The following is a 22,388-nucleotide window of genomic DNA, read 5'->3' as shown; positions in this document are numbered from 1 at the left end:
GCTTCGGCCGGACCTAAGAACGGCTAGCTCCGATGGAGGGAGAACCTCTTATTGGCAGGGCCGGGAACAAACTCGCCAAAAAGCGGCTCGGACAGTGTTCCGGGCCTTGCGAGGTTCTCCCTCCATCTGCGCAACCCGCTCTAAGGCCCGGCCTCAAGCGATTCGTCCCCGGCAGGTTTCCCGTCCGCGCCCCCAAGGCCGTCCGCCCCCTCTCAGCCCTGCTTTATCACAAGCTGATTTACATGTTCCGGCTGTAATTGTTGGTTCTGGCTGTGGTTGGAATGCCATTTACCTTTTACACGTGGATCAGGCATTACCAGAGTAGGGGCGGGCTGGGGCAATGGCGGGCCCTGGATGAAAGGGGCGCAAGGGCACGGGAGCGGATTTGACGGAATACGGCTCAGGCTGTGCCACGGGGTGGTTCTTCGCCGGTTTTGGGTATGCCCGCTGCTTGCGGCAGGGTTTTGGACAGCGGGCGGTATCCGGGTATGCTCCCGGCGGCCGGGTTCTTTTGTGTCTTGCCGGGAGTGCATAGGGCGGCTGTGTCTCCGCTTAGTGAAATTGGAAAGACGGGTTCAGGATGCACGGCGGACTTCACGTCCGACGGGCAAGAGCCTCTGAACCGGGAACACATCATGTGTTCCCGGTGAATAGGCTCGGTTCCTGAACCCGTCTTTTCGATTCCACTTAGCGGAGACCAGCGCAAGCCCTCCGCGCTCCCGGCAAGACACAAAAGAACCCGGCCGCCGGGAGCATGCCCGGATACCGCCCGCTGTCCAAAACCCTGCCGCAAGCAGCGGGCATACCCGAAACCGGCGAAGAAGCGCCGTGGCACTGCCTGAGCCGTATTCCGGCGAATCCGCTCCCGTGCCCTTGCGCCCCCTTCATCCAGGGCCCGCCATTGCCTCAGCCCGCCCCGGCCCTAAGTAAGAATCTAATTCAGCGCGTTCTTAATCTGCTCGACCGCATCGCCAACTGTAACGATCTTTTCCGCATCCTCGCTGGCGATTTCGATGTCGAATTCCTCTTCGATACCCATGATGATCTGGAAAACATCCAGGGAATCTGCACCCAAATCATCTACGAATGTGGTATCTAGTGTGATCTCATCTGTATCCACATTTAATACTTCCGCGATAATATGCTGTAATTTTTCAAATTCCATTGTTGTTACTCCTCCTTATTTTCCCTCAACACGATTTTTTCTTTGATTTTTTCGTTGATTTTCTGTTCTTTAAATACGACACACTGGATGATAGAATTCGTTACTTCTTTTGCCTTGGAGCTGCCGTGTGTCTTGACAACCAGGCCGTTTAATCCAAGCAGCGGCGCGCCGCCGTATTCTGAAGCGTCAAAAGATTTCAATACCTTTTTTAGGGAAGGCTTCACCAGGAGAGCACCGATCTTGCCTCTTAATGAGGACAGCATGGCGCCTTTGATCTTGCTGATCAGCGTGGCTCCCACCCCTTCGTAGAGCTTCAGTATCACATTCCCGACAAAAGCCTCGCAGACGATGACGTCCGCGCCTCCGTGGGGAATTTCTCTTGCCTCGATGCTTCCGATAAAGTTAATATCATCGCATTCTTTCAGCAACGGAAATGTCTCTTTTACCAGCGCATTTCCTTTTTCCTCTTCCGCGCCAATGTTGACGATCGCAACCCGGGGGTTCTGAATGCCCATCACATGTTCCATGTATACCGAGCCCATTTTGGCAAACTGCACCAGATGGGACGCTCTGGCGTCCACATTGGCACCGCAGTCGACTAACAGGGATACCCCGTTCTCTGTGGGGATCAACGGCGCCAGAGGCGGGCGTTCCACTCCTTTGATTCTACCCACAAGCAGCTGTCCGCCCACCAAAACGGCGCCGGAACTGCCTGCCGATACAAAGGCATCCGCCTCCCCCTTTTTCACCAGATTCATGCCAACGACGATAGAGGAATCCTTTTTCTTACGAATGGCCATAACCGGCGGTTCCGCCGTATCGATGACCTCTGACGCAGGAACGACCACTACCTGCTCTTTCTCATACGTATATTGTGCAAGCTGGCCATTCACTACCTCTTCCTGCCCTACCAGTAACACCTGTATATCTTTCCTGGTATTGACAGCATCCACAGCGCCTTTGACGATCTCGTCCGGCGCATTGTCACCACCCATGGCATCTACTGCCACCTTGATGAATTCCTGCATTTGTCTTCCTCCTTGCATATCTATTGTAAAATATACTATATCTGTTTCTATAAATCAATATGTAATTTGCCAATCCTAAGGATACTCCGGCTTTCGCTCTGAGGGAGATGGATCGAAGATGGATTTGAATAGTTGCCGTCGGGTACTATTGCAAAATTCTTCCCGTAAGTATATAATTTTTTCTAACAACTATATTGGCCGATACATTCGTTCTTATACTAAGGAGGATTACGATGGAGAATGAAAAAAAGATGCCCCAGTGTCCGGTGGAAATGACACTGCAATTGATCGGTGATAAGTGGAAGGTTCTGATTATCCGCGACCTGATGGAGGGTACGAAACGGTTCAATGAGCTGATGCGCTCTGTAACAGGGATCTCCCAGAAAGTTCTGACCAGTCATCTGCGGGCTATGGAAAAGGCGGGGCTTGTGAATCGAAAGGTTTTTGCGGAGGTACCGCCCAGGGTGGAATACTCCCTGACGGAAACCGGGCTTAGCTTAAAACCGATTCTGGATTCCATGGTGGCCTGGGGAATGCATTATAAAGAAACGCTGGAAAGTTAGGCGGAACTGTAGATAAGAAAACGCTTAATATGAAATAAATGGTTATAAAAATAGAAAAATCAAGTATTCAATTTTCATTGAACGCTTGATTTTTCCAGTTTTTTTAATTAATCCTGAGCAATGATCTCTTTCTTGTTGTAAGAACCACAGCTTTTGCATACTCTGTGAGGCATCATCAGTTCTCCACATCTGCTGCATTTTACCAGATTGGGAGCGCTCATTTTCCAGTTAGCTCTTCTTTTATCTCTTCTAGCTTTGGAAGATTTATTCTTCGGACAGATTGACATAGGTTACACCTCCTCATCATCGCGATTCTATCGTGAATTATTGAAAATATCAAGTATTTTGGCCATCCTGGGATCCAACTCCGTCATGTCGCAATCACAGGCGCCTTCGTTTAAATTCTTTCCGCATTTGCGGCAGATTCCCCTGCAATCCTCCCTGCACAGAACCTTCATCGGCCAGTTCAGAATGATCTCGTTGAAAATCATGAGATCCACATCCAACTGAAATCCATCCAGAAAACTGCATTCATCCAATTCCCTGCGGCGGGTTTCTCCTTCCACCTGCAGATCAAATCCTCTGCTGATGTTCAGATGAAATACCTTACCCACATCCGCCAGACAACGGTCACATGGAATACGAACCGTTACCTTTGCCTCTGCTTCAATCAGAACTTCCTTCTTGCCGACGTGGGTCACCGTCAGCGAGACAGGGGTCTTCGCAACAATCGGAAATTCCTCCTGCTGATACGTAATTGCGTTCAGCTCTAACGGGATTTCTCTCTGAATGACTTTATTTTCACCGGATAGTACTTCTGTCAAGTCAAATAACATGGTTATCTCCTACACACCTAAACAATTATACATAGCCCTGCTTCGTTTGTCAACATAATTTTCCGATCTTATTTCTGTACCAGGGCCAGAGTTTCCCGCGCGATGGCAAGTTCTTCATTGGTGGGGATGACCATAACCTTCACTTTGGATTCGGGAGTGGAGATCACCAGGTCCTCGCCTCTCTTCGCGTTCTGTTCCTGATCCAGCTCGATGCCCAGATATCCCAGATATGCGCAGATATCGTTGCGGACATAGCGGTTATTCTCGCCCAGTCCTGCGGTAAAGCAGATGGCGTCTACTCCGTTCATAGCTGCCGTATAAGCGCCGATGTATTTCGCCACACGGTAAGCGAATACCTTCATAGCGCGGATCGCATCCTGATTTCCCGCCAGATATGCATCCTCCAGATCCCGGAAGTCACTGGTCATCTCAGATACGCCCAGCACACCGGATTTCTTGTTTAATACGTTCATCATCTCATCGATATCCAGGTTTTCCTTTTTCATGATAAATTCCATGATAGCCGGGTCGATATCTCCGGAACGGGTTCCCATGATCAGGCCTTCAAGAGGGGTCAGGCCCATGGAGGTATCGACGGATTTGCCGTTCTTTACTGCGGATACGGACGCTCCGTTGCCCAGGTGGCAAACGATGGTCTTTAAGCTGTCATAAGGCTGTCCCAGAACTTCTGCCGCCCGTTTGGACACATAGCTGTGGGAGGTTCCGTGGAAACCGTATCTTCTTACTTTATATTTTTTGTAATATTCATAGGGAAGTCCGTACAGGTAAGCTTCCTCCGGCATCGTCTGATGGAAAGCGGTATCAAATACGCCGACCATGGGGGTATTGGGCATGATCTCCTGGCAGGCCGCGATACCGATCAGGTTCGCAGGATTGTGTAAAGGAGCCAGCTCGTTGCACTCTTCCACCGCTTTGATCACTTCGTCATCAATGATGGTGGAGCAGGCGAACTTCTCGCCGCCATGTACCAGACGGTGTCCTACCGCTCCGATCTCGTCCATGTTTTTCACAACGCCGGTCTCAGGGTTCGTAAGCGCCTCGATTACCATCTTAATCGCCTGGGTATGGGTCGGCATCGGGGATTCCGTCACAGTCTTCTCGCCGCCCGCCGGCTGATAAACGATCCGGCTGCCGTCGATTCCGATTCTCTCACAGAGACCTTTGGCAATTACGCCCTCGGTGTCCATATCGATCAACTGATATTTTAAAGAAGAGCTTCCGCAATTGATTACTAATATTTTCATTCTATCTTCCTCCTGGAATTCAGATCCTGTTTTCTTAATTTTGGTCTCCTGCCTCTATTTGTAAGGAGGCCTGCTCTGTGCTGTACGGGTTCTTAATTATACCTGTGCCTGTACGGACGTAATCGCCACAACTCCTACGATATCCTCCGCGGAACAGCCCCTGGACAAATCATTGACCGGTTTTGCGATTCCCTGGGTTACCGGGCCGTAAGCCTCCGCTTTCGCCAGCCGCTGCACCAGCTTGTATCCGATATTTCCGGCATCCAGATCAGGGAACACCAGTACATTTGCTTTTCCCGCCACCTCGCTGCCGGGCGCCTTGGAAGCCCCAACACTGGGTACGATGGCCGCGTCTAACTGAAGTTCTCCGTCCAGTTTCAATTCAGGATGGGTTTCTTTGGCGATCCTGGTCGCCTCCACCACCTTATCCACATCCGCATGTTTCGCGCTTCCCTTGCTGGAATGAGAAAGCATGGCCACGATAGCCTCTTTTTGTACCAGCAGTTCAAAAGATTCTGCGGAGGAAGCAGCGATAGCCGCCAGCTTCTCAGGGTCCGGATTTTGCTCCAGGCCGCTGTCCGCAAAAATAAACGTACCGTCCGCGCCATATTCGCAGTTGGGAACTACCATCAGGAAGAAGGCGCTGACCAGTTTGGTTCCCGGTTTCGTCTTTAAGATCTGAAGGCTGGGACGCAGGGTGTCTGCGGTTGAATGGCAGGCGCCGGAAACCATTCCGTCCGCATCTCCCATTTTAACCATCATAACTCCATAATATAAGTAATTATTCAATAATAATTTTTCAGCCTCTTCTCTGGTCATGCCCTTGGCCTGTCTTAGTTCAACCAGCTTGTCAATATATGCGGGCGTCTTATCCGACGTGGCCGGATCAACAATCGTAGCTCCGGTCAGGTCCAGGCCTTGTCCCATCTCTGCAACCGCTTTTTCGCTGCCAACCAGAATCAGGTCTGCAATCCCCTCTTTTAAAATCTGAGCAGCAGCTTCGTAAGTACGCCGGTCCTCTGTCTCCGGCAAAACGATCGTCTTTTTGTCCGCCTTTGCCCGCTCTTTAATCGTGTCAATAAATCCCATAATTATATATGGCTCCTTTCCTTTGAACCCTTTACAGGGCTCCTTTTCTCACAGTTATCAATATTATACCCCTTTTAAAATAGAACGTAAAGGCAAAACCTTGTATTTTTCGCAGTACGCTGTGGGATTTTACCTTTGCTGCTGTAGGGGGGCGGGAAGAGAGAGCAGCGGCAGCGGACCGGCTGGGAGGGGCTAATCCCGCGGGGGCATATCGCTTCGGCCGGGCCTAAGAACGGGTAACTGCGATGGCGGGAGAACCTCTTATTGGCAGGGCCCGGAACAAACTCGCCAAAGGACGGCTCGGACAGTGTTCCGGGCCCTGCGAGGTTCTCCCGTCATCTGCGTAACCCGTTCTAAGACCCGGCCTCAAGCGATTTGCCCCCGCGGGATTAGCCCCTCCCAGCCGGTCCGCTGCCGCTGCTCTCTCTTCCCTTGGGTCTTACCGGCCGGGTAATAGATGCAGATGTTTCGCATTTTTCTAAAAACCCGTTTGGCCTTTTGTTTTAGTTTGTGTTTCAGTTTTTGTATAGGTTTGCTAGATTATGGATTCTGCGCTTCATTTCCGCGCGGATATGTAACGGTTCTATACACTCGCATTTGTCTCCAAAGCTTAGAAGAATATCATAGTGGTATTCGTTTTCTATGAATGGGAAGTTGACTAGGTAGTGCTCGTCATCCTCTGGTGTAATATCGTTATAGGAGCAAAAATCAAGTATGCGGTCTATGATCGATTTGTGAATGCGGATTTTGATTCTTGATTGCAGGGTTTCTGCCATTTCGGCGAAGTTTAATATTGGTTTTTGGTACTCTCGTGGCGTAAATGTTTTTTCCAGTATTTGCAGGCCGGATATGCGGGATAGTCTGAATAGGCGGTAATCCTTTCTTTTGTGGCAGTATCCTTGCAGATACCAATGGCTGCTTTTTAATACAAGCTGATATGGCTCGACTGTCCGTTGGCTTTTGATTCCGTGATGGGCTATATAGGTGAACGAAAGCAGCCGGTTTTCCTGTAGAGCGGCTTTTATTATTTCTAGATAGGGCTGTATGTCTATGTTGCCCATCCATGGACTTATGTCTATGCTGATTTGGTTTGCTTTTAGTTCAATGTCTTTGGCTTTGTCGGCGGGGATGAAGCTTTGGACTTTTGAAAGGGCGTGTATCAGTTCTTCTCCTCGTATCATGCCGGATATACTGGTAAGACCTATTAAGAGGGCGGTCAGGTCGGCAGTCGAGAAAACTTTTTTGTCTAGCTTGTATTCCGGCATGATTTCAAAGCCGCCGCCTACTCCCGATGTTCCGCGAACGGGAATGCCCGCCATGCTGATCGCGTCTATATCCCGGTAGATTGTGCGGGGGGATACTTCAAATTTATCTGCTAACTCCTGTGCGCCAATGCGCTGCTTATCAAGGAGTATCATTATAATGCTGACAAGCCTGTCTATTTTCATGTGGTAACCGCCTTTCGAAATTCTTTTTTTATTTTAAGATTGTTGCCATATAGTTGTCAATGATTGCGGGTTATAATGAATTGATGAAATGAAACTGACTGGCAGGAGGAATAGTTATGCAGAAAAAAGCTTTGGTGGTAATAGATATCCAAAATGATATTACTAAGAATTATAAAGAGGTTATCGGTAATATCAATAGGGCTGTTGATTGGGCTGTTGGGCATGGGATTCATGTTGTTTATATTAGGCATGAGAATTTATCAGCCGGTACGAGAACTTTTAAGCCCAATACGCCGGGAGCCGAATTCGTTTCAGATTTAAAGATCGTGTCAAAAAATATATTTACAAAATATAAAGGAAACGCTTTAACCAGTGAAGAATTTGCGGATTTTATTTTGAAAAATGAAATATGTGATTTTTATATAGCAGGGGCGGATGCAGTTGCCTGCGTGAAATCAACCTGTTATAACTTATGCAAAGCAAATTATGGGGTTCATGTCCTGGCCGATTGTATTACCAGTTATGATAAAAGAAAAATTGATGAAATGCTGCGCTATTATGAGAGCAAAGGCAGTAAAATCATTCGTTTCCATGACTTATAAAACGATTATAAAAGGACTTATAAAAACCGCCCGGCGCTGTGGCACCGGACGGCTGGGTTATTGTACTATTCGATCTGATCTTTGAAAAGGGTGTCCTCTACGATCTGGGCAGCCATGGCGACCAGATCCGCACAGGGGCGCTTTTTGTAGTATTGGGGGGTGCGGGCTTCCGGGGTGGAGCTGGTCTCCGGCTTGGTCAGACCCAGGAGCTCGTGACAGACGATGGAACCGTTTTGTTTTTTGAATTCTTCCGCCATATGACGGACCAGGTCGTAGTTTTCTTTCTTGGCCTGCTGGTTTTTATTGTCGGGATTGCCATTCGCCATGCCGGCTAATAAGGTCATGCCGGAGACGGTGCCGCAGACTTCCCTCATGCGGCCAAAGCCGCCTCCGAAGCCGCAGGATATCTTAAGAGCGGTCTCCCGGTCTATGCCGAAAAGGTCTGCGTAGGTGGCGAAGACAGACTGGGAACAGTTGTAGCCTTCCTTAAACAGGCGGACGGCTTCGTTTACTCTGCTTTTCATTTTGTACCTCCATGGGTGCGTTTGACACACCTTTTCTTCTGTATTGGTTCTATAGCTGACCGGTTACATGTTGCCCGCCAGTTTGTCTTTGATGACTCCGAAGCACTCGCGGACCATGTAGTTGATCTGCAGGATCGGGTCTCCGGGTGCGGGGATACCGCTGATCCGGGTCAGGCCCTGTTTCCGGCCGATGCTGACGGCGCGGTAGATATGGAAGTTGTTGGTTACGATGCCTACGGATGGATGTTCGCCTTCCATGTACGCCATGCTGAATTTCAGGTTTTCTGCGGTATTGGTGGACCGGTTTTCCTGCACCATACGGGACGCCGGAATGCCTTTTTTGCAGAGATAATCGTACATAGCCTGAGCCTCGGAGATGTCTTCCCCTGTCCCCTGTCCTCCGGAGAGGATCAGGATCGTGTCCGGATGCTCCAGGTAGTAGTCGTAGGCGGTATCCAGGCGGCGGCGCAGAGCTTTGCTGGGGACGCTTCCCCTCACCTGGGCTCCCAGCACTACGGTATAGTCCACGGTATTTGTCGTCTCCTGGCTCATTCCTCCAATGATAAAACCTTCAATCACGCCGAAGATCAGGAGAACGGCAACGATGAAGGTTATAAGGCTTATGGCCGCCCAGTTTGGAAGCTTCATGGACAGGCCATGGTGTTTTTTATATTCCAGCAGCGCGTATATGCCGATGAAAATAATACCGCCGGCCAGCCAGAGCCAGGCAAAAGATGCCCGCAGGCCGGCGTATATAATTATGGTAATATAATATAGAAGGAACACTATGCCGGATAGGAGAAAGAAAAGTCCCATCTTATCTCCCGCAGCATTTCTTATATTTTTTACCGCTTCCGCAGGGGCAGGGGTCGTTGCGGCCGACTTTCGGTCCTTCGCGCCGATAGGTCTGGGCTGCCTTCTGCTCTTTATAGTATTGCTTTAACTGCTCCTCGGTAAAGATCTCATTCCACTGGGGCAGCTCATAGAGCCAGTCCGCTTTGGCGTCTACCATATTTTTGTAGAGCTTTTCTTTGTCAAACTCCAGGCTTACCTGGGTGTCCTCATCCATCTCCTCGATCGGGTTCGGATTCTTTAAGCTGTCGTTGATTCCATCCAGGAACCCTACCATGGTCATTACGTCGATCTCGTATTTTTCTGCCAGTTCTTTGACGGTTCCGGTTACCGCGGTGTCCGGGTCGTTCAGAAGCTGCTCATAGATTCCTTTTTCAATCTGGAAGTACTCGGTCCAGAAGTTCTGCAATTTCGCTTTGTCGGCATTCTGATCGTATGCCTTGTCTCTCCACTGATCTAATAATCCCATATTTCTTACTCCTTCGTGTCTCCTACGGCTGCCAAACGGCAGTCATAAGATTAAATTTTGATTAACGGTTATAGTATATACCATTTTACTCTATTTTTCAAAAGATATTTCACGGTTCAGCTCGCCTCTGAAATCTTTCCCATATTTATCCGTGACTGCGGTGTAGTAGACATCGGACGCCCAGATGTCCTGCTCCAGCATCCGGTAAAATATTTCGTCCATCTGGTTCCTGGCGCCGGACAGTTTGGTGACCATGGGAATCCCGCTATTTTCCTTGATGGCCGACAGCAGTTCCCGGGCGGAGCGGCGCAGGCCCAGGACTTTGGCGTAGCCAATCCAGCCGTTCTGCACCCAGTCAGCCACGTCGTCTTTTCGAATCTCCAGCAGGATATGAAGAAGCGAGCGGCAGACGCGGGTATAGGTCAGCTGTCTGGTTTTGATGTGATCCGCAAAGGAACTGAAACTTTTGTAACGGTTCCGTTCATTTTGGATGCGGGAGGACAGATCACCGGAAATATCCTGGTACTCACTTAAGGGAGCCTGTTTTCTCATAAGCAGCTTATATATTAACATGGAGGAGAAGTCGTCCTCGCAGACCGGACATGTGTTCTTGAATTCCTGTTCCAGGATTTCAAATACAGACTCCGGCACCTGTCCCCGAATATCTTCAGGGGTACCGCCCCTGTGCAGCGCCTCACGGATAGCGGTGGCGGAACAGATGGGCCGGCCGATCGACTTGTCGTGGTATCCGGCTCCGATGCGCCTGACCGGCACGGGAATGATCGGGCTCTTTCTATTATATAGCGCTTTCCGGTATTCCAGGGCCAGAATATTGTTCGGCTGTTCCAATATGCCGGTAAGCATTGGATCTTCCAGATATGCGGTAAGCGCACGGCTTCTCGCCGCCGGATAAGTCATTCCCTCCCTTAGCGCAGCTTTGATCAGTTCCGAGACTTCTTCCGGTTCATCCGCCAAGACTGCGGCCACTTTGCCAAGCAGAGCCGTATCCTCTGTCTCGCACCCAAAGCACAGGTAGTCCACCACGTGAAGTTTGTCCAAAAGGGCAACGGCGCCGGCGGCAAAATATTCGGCGCTGCCGGTAGCGTAACAGACCGGCAACTCGATCACCAGATCCGCGCCGTTTAACAGCGCCATCCTGCTGCGGGCATATTTATCGATAAGCGCAGGGACTCCGCGCTGAAGAAAGTTTCCGCTCATGATGACGATCACATAGTCGGCCCCGGTTTTTTCTTTGGCTGTCTGCAGCTGGTATAGATGGCCGTTGTGGAAAGGATTGTACTCTGCAATGATTCCTACCGTTTTCATGGTTACCCGCTCCGTTTCTGTCTGGTTGACTCAGGATGCAATGATCCTGAACCGAGGAATATGATCTGAGATGATCTTATCTTATTTCTTTCTATTTATGCTGTCAACGCGGGAAAAAATAAATTTTTAAACTTTTTTTACAACTTTTGTATAAAAGTCAAAAAATCTTCCTATAATATGATTAATCTCACAGATGATTTGGCAGCGAAGTCAGGTTGTTTGTAGATTAACAATTGCGTATGCTCTTTACCGCTGCCGCATCCCCCCCTTAGGCAGCGGGAAATACGAAAGACAAATTAATACTTATCCTCCCCTTTTTTTAGCGAAACCCTTGATTTATCAGGGGTTTCGTTGTTATGTGAACAACACATAAAATATACTCCCTCCCAGGTGACAATGTTATTTCAATTGTCTGCCTAGAAGGGAGCATATCATATCACATTTTGCACCAGCCCCTTTTTTCATTAATTTTCTTTTATTTATTGTCTTTTATAATCGGTTTCTGAGACGTCTATAGACTTGAATTCCACCCGTAATCCCTAAAAAACACCCAGTCAATATTAATACGATGATAGGTAAAACCAAATTATTAGTGTCTCCTGTCTCGGGTGTCTGGTCCATGCTTTGATCAGAACCTCTTATATGATTCCCATTGGATTCACTACCGCCTGGCTTATTTCCATCCTCACCCGGCTTATTATTATCTTCAGCCGGCTTCTCATCACCTTCACTTGGCTTATTGTCATCCCCTCCTGGCTTATTGTCACCGCCCGGCTTATTTTTTAATGTTACTGTGATTACAATCGAATCCTGCGGCATAACAAATCTGTAGTTACCATTCTCACCGGTAACTTCCACTTGCTGTTGGGCGGAACTTGTCACAATTACCTGATCAATTTCCTTCATTTGATCAGTCACTTCAACCATAAATTCTACCGCATCACCTTCCTCTGCCTCAGAGACATCATCTTTTAGCTTCACAACTGCGCCGTATACCGGGTCGACCGTTATCGCGTGAATTTTTTGACTGAGTAATACGGTAACTGTGACATCAGATTTCGGCATTTCAAAACTGTATTTTCCATTATCCCCATTAACAGCCACCTGGGTACCATCAGAAGCCGTTACAGAAACGGTATCGATCTTCATCAAACGATCAGTTACCTGAACAGCGAACTCTACCTGTTCACCAGCCAACGCTGTACGGATTCCCCCATGGATCGTCACTTCAGCGCCCGGGGCTGGATCTATGGCAATCGCATAGGCTTTTTCCCGCAGTATGATCGTAAAGAATACAGCCTGTCCCGGCATTTGGAAGGAATATTTTCCGTCCGTGCTTATTACATCCACAGGAGTACCATCTGCACCGGTAACCATGATCTGATCTAATTCCAGGTTATTATCGGATATTACAATCCCGAAGTTCACTTTCTCCCCGGCCGATGCGTCTGTTATCTCATCAGACATTACAATCGAAGCTTTCTCATTTTCCAGAACACCGAGCGGATATCTGGCCGGCTGACTTATGTCTTTCAGAGTCACTTTAATCGTAATCTCTTCTCCAGGCATACGGAATCTGTAAATACCTTCTCCCTGGTCGGTCAGCGGTCGTGCTCCGGATGCTCCGACTACCGCAACACTCTCTATCTCTTTGGTTTGGTCAATCACGTTTACTGTAAATCCGACTATTTCATCTTCAATTTCCTGTGTCATGTCGTCTTCCACCGTGATATAGGCCCCCTGTGAGGCTTCTACATGGATATTATGTGCGGCAGGCGCTACCGGTTTTGTTTTTGCAGCAGCCCGGATAACCACATCTCCATCCGGTGCAAGGAATCGATAGCTGTCTCCCCCCATATTCAGTAGTGTCAGAACAGTGTCTCCCACCGACACTTCCAGCACATCCAGTTCCGTGTTTTCAGGGTCATCCAGAGATACCTGGAATACTACCTCATCCCCCACTTTTATATCAGAAGGCAAATCTACTGTGGCACCATTTGTTTCATCCACCGTGATGTGGGCTGATGGTTTATCCTTCACTGTCACATTTACAGTCACAGCCGATGCAGGCATGATAAAACTGTAATTTCCATTATCCCCGTACAAGTTAACAGCTTCTCCATGATCTGCTACAACATTCACGCTTTCAATGCACTTATTCGAATCGGCTGCCTCCACCCGGAAAGCCATAGCCTCACCGGCGGCTGCCTCCATCTTTGCTCCTGTCACAGCTATGGAGGCACCTTCCACCTCGGGTGTACGAATTTCATAGGTTTCCCCCACCACGGTAACCATACAGTCCGCACTCTTTTCTCCCGACATAGCGGTTATGACCGTGGCGCCCGCCGCCACACCGTTTACATTTCCGTTTTCGACTGTGGCCACCTGGGGATTCCTACTGCGCCATGTTACCGTCTTATCCTCCGCATCGTCGGGCATAACTGTGGCCTTTATCTGGAAGCTGTTCCCGACTTTTATACGCCTGTCTGTGATATCCAGCGCCACCGATTCAACAATAACCGGAGGTGCCAATCTTTCGATTGCTTCTTCCAAATCTTTTAGCATGTCATCCAAAACAGACTGGGGAACTCTCTGGTCCAGTATCTCTTTCGCTTTGCCGAGTACTTCCCGGAATGTGTTCCAGGTGGTGTCGCTAAAACTCCCTTGTTCAATCTCCTCGGCTTCTTCCACTCTTTGTTGAAGTCCGGAATAATCCTGAGTATGTCCAAACACTTCAAATGCACGGCTGTTTGCCCAGTGTCCGTTATTAATTCCCGTTATGGTCATCTTTACATACCGGTAGCCGCCGTTAACTTCTTCCATGATGGTATCACTGGTTGTAATCCCCTGTTCCGTCCTGTCTGCAAGGATCTCCCACTGTTCTTTATCCAGGGAGCCCTCTATCTTATACCGGAAGATACTATTGTCCTTGTCTGCAAAGGTTTGTCTGATTGAGGACAGCTCATAAATATCACACAAATCCACCAGAAGCACTTGAGGAAAATTACCATTTCCTGCTACCCAGCCGCCATTGGTCGCTATTCCTTTCCCGTTAACTGCTCCTGACGGAGGGTTGTCTGCAGTTGCGGAAGATGCCTCTACCGGTTTGCCCATAGCAAGGTCGTCTATTTTACTGCCAAACACTTCAAATTCCTGGCAGGAGGCCGGATCGGAACCCTCAATATCAGTAATCGTCAGCTTTAAATAGCGATATAATTCCTCATTGGCTTTTTCCCTGATAATACCATCTACCGTAACGCCATCCGCTGTACGATCCACAATCGTGTTCCACAATTCCTGATCTTCTGATTCTTTATCAACACACATAGCACCTTCAATTTTATATCGATAGGTACTCTCTTGGGAATCGTCAAATTGAAACATGAATCCGCCAAGTCGGCATGTACTTCCCAGATCAAACAGAAGTTCCTGCGGCAATAATTCATCACCGGCAATCCAGGCAGTCGTGTCCGAACCATCTATGGCTTTTTGCGCGTCATTCCCATTTTTCTCAGTAGTCGCGCGAACCGACTGAATGGCAATAGAGACGCCTTTTTGCTCCATAGCTTCTGTAAGCCGTAGGAGCATATCGGTTATCTGAGACGGTGTATAGCTTTGTTCTAACAGTTTCTTCGCCTGTGTCAGCATCTTTTGCAGCTCACTCCATGCTAAAATACTATAATCCTTTTCGTCCAGCGCTTCTGCTTCCTCTATCATCTGCTGCAGTACGGAGCCGTCTACCGGATGGCCAAAGATTTGGAACGCACGGCTGTTGGCGTAATGATTATTATTGATTCCCGTTACTGTCATTTTGACATATCGATACGCACCTGTTACATCCTCGGTAATCGTAGTCTTGGTTGTTACACCGTCTCCGGTCCTGTCTGCAAGTATCGTCCAGTCTTTCGCATCCAGGGAACCTTCTATTTTATACTTGAATGTACTATTATCGATATCGGCGAACGTCTGCTTGATTGAAGTCAGCTCATAGACCCCGCACAGGTCCACCTGGAGATATTGGGGAAAGCTGCCGCTGCCTGCTACCCATCCACCTATCATTCCGTTCCCACTTACCGCCCCTTCCGGCGGATTATCAGGCATGTTGGATGAAGCTGTCACCGGCTTGTTAACTGCGATATCCTCGGTGGGTTTCCCATACACTTCGAATTCCCGGCAGGAGGCCGGACAGGAACCTGATACATCCGTGATGGTCAACCTCAGATACTGATAAAACTTTCCATTGATCCGGTTTTGTATCTTACCATCCGCCAGGACTCCCACATCGGTGCGGTCTACAAGTGCAGTCCATCTCTCCTTATCCACAGAGCCCTCTATTTTATATTTATAGGTATTTGTCTGTTCCTCGTCAAATGTATATTTTAACCTGTCAATTTTATAAGTACTTCCCAGGTCCACAATAAGGGACTGAGGATATTTTGCAGATCCTGCTGTCCATGCGGTTGCTAAGTCACCGTCTACCGCATTGGCCGCTTCCCCTCCGGCTTTTGCTGAGGAAGCTGTGACCGTCTTATTCAAAGCGACATTCTCTTCCGGCTCCGTTTCGGATATTCCGGTACCGGACTGCTGAACTTTCAGATCATCAAAATTCACGGACCGCTGGCCAGGACCAGCTACCACCCAGCATCCTACCACCAGTTTCCCGTCTGCATCCGCTTGTTTTGTAACAGCCATATTATTCCAGTTGCCGAATGCAGATGTCAAACCGGCACAGTAGTTCTCAATATTATTTTTCTGCTCTCCCGGCTGATGGGCGAACAACCGGTATCTGATGCTGTTCCCATCCGGTTTTCCGAATCCCGACAGCGTATAATAAAAACCCGGGGTAAGTCCTGAAATCGTTTTGGTTATAACGGCATCTTCGTTATCAGAAGCGTAAAGTTTAGCCGAATAGTTTCCGATTTTTTTCTCACCTCCGTCAATCTGCGCTTCACCAGAGACCGACCAGTCCGACAAATCTCCCTGTTCAAAATCCAGATTTGATCCATATTCCGGTGTTTTTTCATCATAGGTTACTTCAATATACAGCACACTGTGTCCGGGCAGGATTTCGGTCCAGGTCGCTGTTCCATCTTTTACCGCTACTTCAGTGCGGCTCGTTACTGAAAGATCCTCTTTTTCTTTATATTCCGGTATTTTAGAAAGCCATTCCTGATAGCCCGCGTCGTTGGTTGTTTCCCAGACTGTTTTATGTACTTTAGCATTCGCCTGGCTTAAACCGGCGCCATGTCCTCTGACTTCATAAGGGATGTTGTTTTCTTCCCTGTACTGTGTCCACTCGCTCCACCAGTTATTGTTGGTACTGTCGATCATATATCTCGTAACTGTTGCACTGGTACCGGGTATGCCTTTTAACTTTAGTTCCACCGCCTCTTCAGAGTTGTCATCGATATGGGGAGTCGTATTATATACCATCATCTTATACTTATTTCCCGCAGTATCGTCCGCAGTGGCGACACATCCAACCAGGTTCGCACCGGAAGCGGTGTCATCGGTTTTGTTTACGCAGAGCAGACGCTCATTCTCCATCATCTTGGACATTTTCCATACCTGAAAGGAAGGTGTCAGCATATTGTCGTCCCAGTTGTTTTTCACTCCATTTCCCGATTCATATACATCATCCCCTGTTGTGGTGTTGTAAAAGGAGACGCAGCTTTTCAGCCTTGGCATATCCGTATACTGTGCAATCCTCCATGCATAATAGGAAGCTCCATAATTTTCCGCATAGGTTACATCGGAAATCACCCCATTATTGCCCCATACCAGATAACCGCTCTCCATTGTTATGATATCCGTGTAATCCAGACTGGGGTATTTGTTCAGCTCATTTTCCAAATAATAATAATACTCGGAGAAGTTGTTTCCTGCCATAATTGTACCGGCCGATGTCCAGTTGGAAAATCCCACCCAGCCCAAATGCGAACCTGTCTCACCGGTATAATAGTTGGTTCCGGATGCGCAGTGTTTTATAAAAGGAATCAAACCGCTATTTGTCATGCGGTCAAAATAAATACCGGTATACAGTTCTCCCTTTCCCACGGAAGACTGTAACGCCTCCGACCAGTAATCATACATTTTGATAAATTCACTTTCATTGCTGCCTGTCTCCGGTTCATATGCGGAAAACTGGAGAAATGATTCTGACCACAGGCAGAATGCCCAGGTGGAAACTTCATCCGCACCAAAATGATCGACCAAATAATCCATCACTGCCTGCAGATATTGGAACCATTTATCATAATCGGACGGCTGTCTTTCATTATAACTGTATTCACCTGCCCGAAAACCGCCGGCAGATATTGGCTCCGGGACTCCCTGGAACATAAGCAGGGGTTTCAGACCACCGTCCACATACTTTTGGCATTGATCTGCCAGCCCATTCCAGTCCGTATAGGTGACAACACCGTCAACTTCTGAGTAGCCGCCGTCAGGACGGTTGATATTCGAAGTCACCGCCCAGTTATACAGTCCATATTGAAACACACTGTCATACCGTTCCTGCGCCCAGCCTTTACCGAAATCTGGCGCAGGATTTTCTGCCCACTTAAGCTTTCCGTCAATCACTTTCTCCCCGCTCTCATTCGAATGCGCATTGGACAGACAAATCAGATTATCCACATGGCGATATGTGGAGGCTCCCTCCTTTTGGGATGCCGCGTCAATCTGAAAAGATAGTCTGTTAAAAGCCTCTGCCTGAATCGGCGGTATCACTCCCATGACCATCACCAGGCATATCACTATGCTCAGACCTGTTGATAACTTCCTCTTTAAATACTGCCTTTTTCCCACGTTTACTCTACCTCCTCTTAGTTTCTAAACCTATCGCTCTATGATCCTTTCATAAGCTTCTTATTCCGTGCCAGAAAGAAATAACTCCGGAGATTTCAGAATCCCCTGTCTGCGGAACCGGTATTCATATGTCCACTCCTCCGCATCAGTCCGCCAGGAATTTGGCCCCCACCAAAGTCCGCGGTCTCTATTATTGCAATGCAGCTGTCCGAATGTATTCACCCGGTTCCCGAATAAACGTATATCAATCTTCTGTATGCCGGGTCTCAGCCCGTTTAACGGCAGCCGGTAGGGAGAATATATCATATGCCCTTTTGGCTCACCGTTCACCGAAAGATGCAGCAGTTGTCCTCGATAGCTGGTAACAGCCATCTCGGCGCAATCTTCCTGCACGTTCGTTTCCAGGTGATACACCAGGTTTCCCCCGTAAAACGGCAGGCCCTGCCGTGTAATATCCCCAAATGCCAATTTCTTCACCGGTTCCGTAAGCGTACAGCAGCATCCTGCCACTTCCACCCCGAAATCCCCCAGAAGATAGACTGCTTCCAGATCTACCTTACATCCGTAGCGCCAGCTTATTTCCAGCACATTCTTTCCCGGAAAAATGTCGGGCATTGGAACTGTCCGGATACATCTGTCCACATACCACCCGTCCGTCTCCACCTCCAGCAGTTCATTGTTCAACCGTATCTCCGCCAGATCCTCACGTTCCAGCGCAAGTCTTGTATTTTTAACTATGACTCTGCTGTGGAAGGTAAACCGGAGTCCCACGACGTGTGGTGTAGACGCATCTTTTTCCACGTATGGCTGGGCAAATGCCTCCATCCGAAGCGGCCATCCGATCTCCCTGCGCAGGATATTATCAAGGCGCAGTATCTCCTCCATAGGGCGATACTCTTCCTCATCCAGACGATACTCCGCCATGTCAAGAAGCAGCACATTTGGTTCTTCCAATGTAACCGGAACACTGTAAAGCCAGCGTTTGACCCGTGTTCCGGAATTCGCGCTTATACTGCTTTTCGGGATACAGGTTGTCTGAACCGGTGTCGCAATCGCTGTCTGGAAGTATTCTCTTGGAGTCCCCGTCTGTTCCTTTGTAAGTTTTAACATTAAACTATCGTGATCATAGAAAGGTACATGGATCTGTGTCCACCCCTCCTGCCATAAACTGTAGAAAGGTTCAATCTCACCGGACTGTGTATCATATTTGGTACAATACCACTCTCCCCGGATCCGGATACGCAGTACGTCTCCGCAGACCAGGTCCTTATTATCCGGATCCTTGCTATGGGCGATGAACAACCAGCGGTTATCCTTCTCTTCCCGAAGCTGGTAAATGAGATTCTGTGTCCTCTCTCCTGTTCCGGTACGGATATCCAACTCTCTGACCCCCTCCAGCAAATCCATCAGATCAGTAGACTCGAATTCTCCCCGTTCACACCGCTTGCTCAGATTTCGTCCCCGTTCTGTGGGGATGGCGTCCTGGAACTTCGGCGGCGCCCCGAGGAATATCACCCTTCCGCCCAGATCACGGAAACGTTCCAGAAGATCCAGGGTGGTGGAGCGAAGAGTTTCGCAGCCCGGGACAATCACTACATCATAATGCATCTCTCCCACAGGAAATATCCGTCCGTCTATCTGCTCCGGTACGCACTGTTCCGGTAAAAGCGACTCAGCGATGAAATCAAAATCCTGCAATCCCTCAAGCAGCCATTTTGTCAAATTCAGGAATTGTTTTTCCAGCCTGTTTCGGGAAGCCCAAGTATTCTCCCGGACTCCAAAATGCAGCCAATAACTCTCCACCGGGTGGATCACTCCGATGTGAACCACCGGATTCCCCCGAGTCATAGCCGTATTAATTCTGGCAAAATGATCCTCGATCAGTGGAAACTGATCGTACCACGGCGCCTGATAGTTAAACGTACCCGGATAGTCCCGTTTGGATTCTCCGTTCATACTCACCCAACTCAGATGGGGTACCCGCACGGTTACCCCCAGTGCGGCCTGCCAGTCTCCCTGAAGCTTATATCCCCGGAAATCATAGTCCCAGTTAGTGACCCCATAGATCTCACTCATCACACCGGGTGCCCACTTTTGTCGGCTAACCGACTGAGCCTGCTTTGCCGTGGTATATTCATGCCAGTTGCATACCATATCGATTCCGGGTAGTTGAAAACTCCGGTAGGAACGCATCGTCTCTCCCAGCGCTGTAGTCTGCTTTTCCAGGGTGGGTTCTTCCATCATGTGTCCGGTCAGGAGCAATCCATGCTTTTCACACCAGGCCCCGCATTGGTCGGCAAATGCCGCGGCAAATCGTTCGGCAATATGGTCGTGATATAAGTACCGGGTGCGGGATATCCCGTCTGCCGGCTCCCAGAGCAGTTCCGGAATGTGGGCTAACAGATCTTCACCATCATAGGCCTTCTGGAAACTCTCAGGCAGTGTAGAAGTCCACGGCAAAATCACATCCCGATCCTCCCATGCAAAATCCAAAGTAGTTTTATGCTCAAACTGCGGTTCATCGGTAAAAATAGCCGGAATCAGGCCGCCGAATTCTTTCCCAAATTTCTCATAATAGCGTTCATGAGTCCTGTGAAGGAACTCCGCCACTGTCCCCGGATTCAAGGTATCCGCATAGGTCTGATTATTAAACCATGGATTTGGCTCAGCAGTTTCTTCATAAGCATAGAGCCGGAATCCTTCCACCGGCTCCTCTTCCTCCACTTTTTTATAACCGTCCAGCCTACCGTCTGAATTCAGACGGATATCATAACAGGCCAACAGCCTGCCGTTCTCTGTTCTGAGCGAGGTTGCCTTGGATTCGGCTAGCCTTTCTAAGACTTTTCCCTGCCCATAGGGTGTTCTCGTCACCAAAAGATGGCGCACCCGATTTTCAGGATTCTTTGTCACGGTTCCTCCTGCCGTACCAGATGGCCAGCGGTCCTCATCATACAGCCACAGGGTCATTCCAAGCTTCCGGGCCTTTTCCGCACAGACAGCGATCAGATCCATATACTCTTTCCCAAGATATGGAGTGTCAAGTCCTACACGCACATGAATATGAAAACCTCCGAATCCCATCTCGTGAAGGATATCGATCTGTCTTAGCAGTTCTTCCTGATCCAGCCTGCAGTTCCAGGACCAGAAAGGTGCCCCCCGATATTCTTTTGTAGGATTACGGAAGAGTTCCTCGGTCAGCGGCTTTTCACATTTTGAGTACAGCAAATTGAATCCCTCCTCAAATTATTCTCCTGTCTCCTGTCGATCCGGTTTCGCCGGGAATATCTCCTTAAATGCCTGCAGATAGCCATAGCCGTTTATAATATCCGGCTCCAGATAGCTGGATTCGGTCCACTCATTCCATGCATTCACCGTGATAATGTCCCTGCACTTGGGATGGCTGTCCACAAATTCTTTTGCCTGTACCAGGGCTAATCTGAACTCATCGGGGGTGTTATCGGATATGGTAGGGGTAAACGGATAGCCCACATTCTCATACACATCCGATTGGACCGTACGTGGACTGGGGTCCCATCCCATAGTGATATTTGGATAATAAGGAAGATCCAACTGTTCACTAAATTTTATATAATCCGCCTTCATCTGCTCCCGCAGACGGCAGTAAGGAGTCGCCGGAAATTCCATCGTGTCCATATAGTGATGGATCCAGATATAGCTGGTCACACTGTCAAATCCAAGTTCCTTATAGTACTGATTCTGGCTGTCTCCCGCTTCGAATTGCCGCTCTCCCGGAAGGATTGGATAATCCTGGTGTATAATATTCAGATTCAGTTCACCCAGACCTGCACCGCGCACGCGGCAGCGGAATTCGTCTAATGCCTTCCTGGCCTTCTCCATATTCCCGAACATCTCCACAAGTTCCTTCATCTCATAAAACGAGAAGTATAGCTTCCCATCCGGGCGCCAATACGAGGGGTGTTTAAAATAATGCTCAATGATGTGATCGGTTGCTTTTAAAAATGCTTCATAGCTCAGCATACTGTTGGTTTGATAATAATGTGGCCGACCCCTGCCCTGGGGCTGCATTGCCGCCCAGCCATGATTAGCCCACATAATAGCAAATTTACATCTGTTGTTATTTTTTGCATGCAGATACCCCTCCTCCAAACATCGTTCGTGCATCGGGCCGTTCTCATACCAGTACCAGTCAAAGATAAAAGCATCGATGTTATGATCGGCCGCAGCCGCGATCTTTTTCTCCATCACTACGGGATCGGACTCATCTTCGTACCCCCAGAGCGGGACTTTGGGCTGCTGGTGGCCCTCAAACCGCTGACTTGCTGCCTTTAGCAGTTCCCACTCCGTCCATCCCTTTCCATGCCACTGTTCGTTATACTGATTGGGATGGAAGCCCGGGAAATAATAGGCACCTATGTTATAATATTTATTCATT

General features: G+C 48.7%; 16 protein-coding genes. 2 read left to right on the top strand and 14 right to left on the bottom strand.

What is annotated here, in order from left to right; genetic code table 11:
* Positions 1-934: 934 nt before the first annotated feature.
* Positions 935-1,165, bottom strand: a complete 231-nt coding sequence (acpP, locus tag KTH89_RS04915) for an acyl carrier protein (RefSeq protein WP_158344842.1) — start codon at positions 1,163-1,165, stop codon at positions 935-937.
* Between the two features lie 5 nt (positions 1,166-1,170).
* Positions 1,171-2,193 carry a phosphate acyltransferase PlsX gene (gene plsX / locus KTH89_RS04910; protein ID WP_238720902.1) on the bottom strand — a complete coding sequence of 341 codons (1,023 nt, stop codon included), beginning with the start codon at positions 2,191-2,193 and terminating at the stop codon, positions 1,171-1,173.
* Between the two features lie 233 nt (positions 2,194-2,426).
* On the opposite strand from plsX, the gene KTH89_RS04905 reads away from it, so the two are divergent.
* Positions 2,427-2,756, top strand: coding sequence for a winged helix-turn-helix transcriptional regulator (locus KTH89_RS04905; RefSeq protein WP_158344838.1), 330 nt, complete (start codon positions 2,427-2,429; stop codon positions 2,754-2,756).
* Positions 2,757-2,863: 107 nt separating this feature from the next.
* Here the strand turns inward: KTH89_RS04905 and rpmF are convergent, their stop codons facing one another.
* The 5 genes from rpmF to KTH89_RS04880 all read right to left on the bottom strand — a co-directional run bounded on the left by rpmF (position 2,864) and on the right by KTH89_RS04880 (position 7,394).
* The gene (gene rpmF, locus KTH89_RS04900; RefSeq protein WP_158344836.1) at positions 2,864-3,043 is read right to left on the bottom strand and encodes a 50S ribosomal protein L32; all 180 of its coding nucleotides are present in this window, start codon (positions 3,041-3,043) and stop codon (positions 2,864-2,866) included.
* A 27-nt stretch (positions 3,044-3,070) separates the two neighbouring features.
* Positions 3,071-3,592, bottom strand: a complete 522-nt coding sequence (locus KTH89_RS04895) for a YceD family protein (RefSeq protein WP_238720901.1) — start codon at positions 3,590-3,592, stop codon at positions 3,071-3,073.
* 68 nt (positions 3,593-3,660) lie between these two features.
* Positions 3,661-4,857, bottom strand: coding sequence for an acetate kinase (locus KTH89_RS04890; protein WP_158344832.1), 1,197 nt, complete (start codon positions 4,855-4,857; stop codon positions 3,661-3,663).
* A 96-nt stretch (positions 4,858-4,953) separates the two neighbouring features.
* Positions 4,954-5,946, bottom strand: coding sequence for a phosphate acetyltransferase (gene pta / locus KTH89_RS04885; protein ID WP_158344830.1), 993 nt, complete (start codon positions 5,944-5,946; stop codon positions 4,954-4,956).
* Between the two features lie 515 nt (positions 5,947-6,461).
* Positions 6,462-7,394 carry a helix-turn-helix transcriptional regulator gene (locus KTH89_RS04880; RefSeq protein WP_238720900.1) on the bottom strand — a complete coding sequence of 311 codons (933 nt, stop codon included), beginning with the start codon at positions 7,392-7,394 and terminating at the stop codon, positions 6,462-6,464.
* Positions 7,395-7,510: 116 nt separating this feature from the next.
* On the opposite strand from KTH89_RS04880, the gene KTH89_RS04875 reads away from it, so the two are divergent.
* Positions 7,511-7,996: a cysteine hydrolase family protein gene (locus KTH89_RS04875; protein ID WP_158344826.1), complete on the top strand. Its 486-nt coding sequence runs from the start codon at positions 7,511-7,513 to the stop codon at positions 7,994-7,996.
* Positions 7,997-8,061: 65 nt separating this feature from the next.
* On the opposite strand, the gene KTH89_RS04870 is transcribed toward KTH89_RS04875, so the two are convergent.
* The 7 genes from KTH89_RS04870 to KTH89_RS04840 all read right to left on the bottom strand — a co-directional run bounded on the left by KTH89_RS04870 (position 8,062) and on the right by KTH89_RS04840 (position 22,387).
* Entirely contained in the window at positions 8,062-8,520 is a 459-nt protein-coding gene (locus KTH89_RS04870) for a C-GCAxxG-C-C family protein (RefSeq protein WP_158344825.1), read from the bottom strand.
* Positions 8,521-8,583: 63 nt separating this feature from the next.
* Positions 8,584-9,336 carry a YdcF family protein gene (locus KTH89_RS04865; RefSeq protein WP_238720899.1) on the bottom strand — a complete coding sequence of 251 codons (753 nt, stop codon included), beginning with the start codon at positions 9,334-9,336 and terminating at the stop codon, positions 8,584-8,586.
* A 1-nt stretch (position 9,337) separates the two neighbouring features.
* The gene (locus tag KTH89_RS04860) at positions 9,338-9,841 is read right to left on the bottom strand and encodes an SEC-C metal-binding domain-containing protein (protein WP_158344821.1); all 504 of its coding nucleotides are present in this window, start codon (positions 9,839-9,841) and stop codon (positions 9,338-9,340) included.
* Between the two features lie 90 nt (positions 9,842-9,931).
* On the bottom strand, positions 9,932-11,167 hold the full coding sequence (locus KTH89_RS04855) for a nucleotidyltransferase (protein WP_238720898.1): 1,236 nt from the start codon (positions 11,165-11,167) through the stop codon (positions 9,932-9,934).
* 489 nt (positions 11,168-11,656) lie between these two features.
* Positions 11,657-17,974 (bottom strand): discoidin domain-containing protein, encoded by a 6,318-nt coding sequence (locus KTH89_RS04850; protein WP_238720895.1) that lies wholly within the window; start codon positions 17,972-17,974, stop codon positions 11,657-11,659.
* A gap of 60 nt (positions 17,975-18,034) precedes the next feature.
* Positions 18,035-21,199: a hypothetical protein gene (locus tag KTH89_RS04845; protein WP_238720893.1), complete on the bottom strand. Its 3,165-nt coding sequence runs from the start codon at positions 21,197-21,199 to the stop codon at positions 18,035-18,037.
* Positions 21,200-21,217: 18 nt separating this feature from the next.
* The gene (locus tag KTH89_RS04840) at positions 21,218-22,387 is read right to left on the bottom strand and encodes a glycoside hydrolase family 99-like domain-containing protein (protein ID WP_158344813.1); all 1,170 of its coding nucleotides are present in this window, start codon (positions 22,385-22,387) and stop codon (positions 21,218-21,220) included.
* Position 22,388 lies beyond the last annotated feature (1 nt).

The sequence above is a fragment of the Diplocloster agilis genome (assembly GCF_019042275.1).
Lineage (GTDB): Bacteria > Bacillota > Clostridia > Lachnospirales > Lachnospiraceae > Diplocloster > Diplocloster agilis.
Note: the sequence above shows the minus strand (reverse complement) of the source record. Positions and strands in the feature narration are given on the sequence as shown.

Excerpts from the sequence above, each read along its gene's own strand:
- KTH89_RS04895 (WP_238720901.1), bottom strand. The coding sequence starts at position 3,592 with ATGTTATTTGACTTGACAGAAGTACTATCCGGTGAAAATAAAGTCATT.
- rpmF (WP_158344836.1), bottom strand. The coding sequence starts at position 3,043 with ATGTCAATCTGTCCGAAGAATAAATCTTCCAAAGCTAGAAGAGATAAA.
- KTH89_RS04870 (WP_158344825.1), bottom strand. The coding sequence starts at position 8,520 with ATGAAAAGCAGAGTAAACGAAGCCGTCCGCCTGTTTAAGGAAGGCTAC.
- pta (WP_158344830.1), bottom strand. The coding sequence starts at position 5,946 with ATGGGATTTATTGACACGATTAAAGAGCGGGCAAAGGCGGACAAAAAG.
- KTH89_RS04905 (WP_158344838.1), top strand. The coding sequence starts at position 2,427 with ATGGAGAATGAAAAAAAGATGCCCCAGTGTCCGGTGGAAATGACACTG.
- KTH89_RS04875 (WP_158344826.1), top strand. The coding sequence starts at position 7,511 with ATGCAGAAAAAAGCTTTGGTGGTAATAGATATCCAAAATGATATTACT.
- KTH89_RS04890 (WP_158344832.1), bottom strand. The coding sequence starts at position 4,857 with ATGAAAATATTAGTAATCAATTGCGGAAGCTCTTCTTTAAAATATCAG.
- KTH89_RS04865 (WP_238720899.1), bottom strand. The coding sequence starts at position 9,336 with ATGGGACTTTTCTTTCTCCTATCCGGCATAGTGTTCCTTCTATATTAT.
- KTH89_RS04860 (WP_158344821.1), bottom strand. The coding sequence starts at position 9,841 with ATGGGATTATTAGATCAGTGGAGAGACAAGGCATACGATCAGAATGCC.
- KTH89_RS04880 (WP_238720900.1), bottom strand. The coding sequence starts at position 7,394 with ATGAAAATAGACAGGCTTGTCAGCATTATAATGATACTCCTTGATAAG.
- KTH89_RS04855 (WP_238720898.1), bottom strand. The coding sequence starts at position 11,167 with ATGAAAACGGTAGGAATCATTGCAGAGTACAATCCTTTCCACAACGGC.
- acpP (WP_158344842.1), bottom strand. The coding sequence starts at position 1,165 with ATGGAATTTGAAAAATTACAGCATATTATCGCGGAAGTATTAAATGTG.
- KTH89_RS04840 (WP_158344813.1), bottom strand. The coding sequence starts at position 22,387 with ATGAATAAATATTATAACATAGGTGCCTATTATTTCCCGGGCTTCCAT.
- plsX (WP_238720902.1), bottom strand. The coding sequence starts at position 2,193 with ATGCAGGAATTCATCAAGGTGGCAGTAGATGCCATGGGTGGTGACAAT.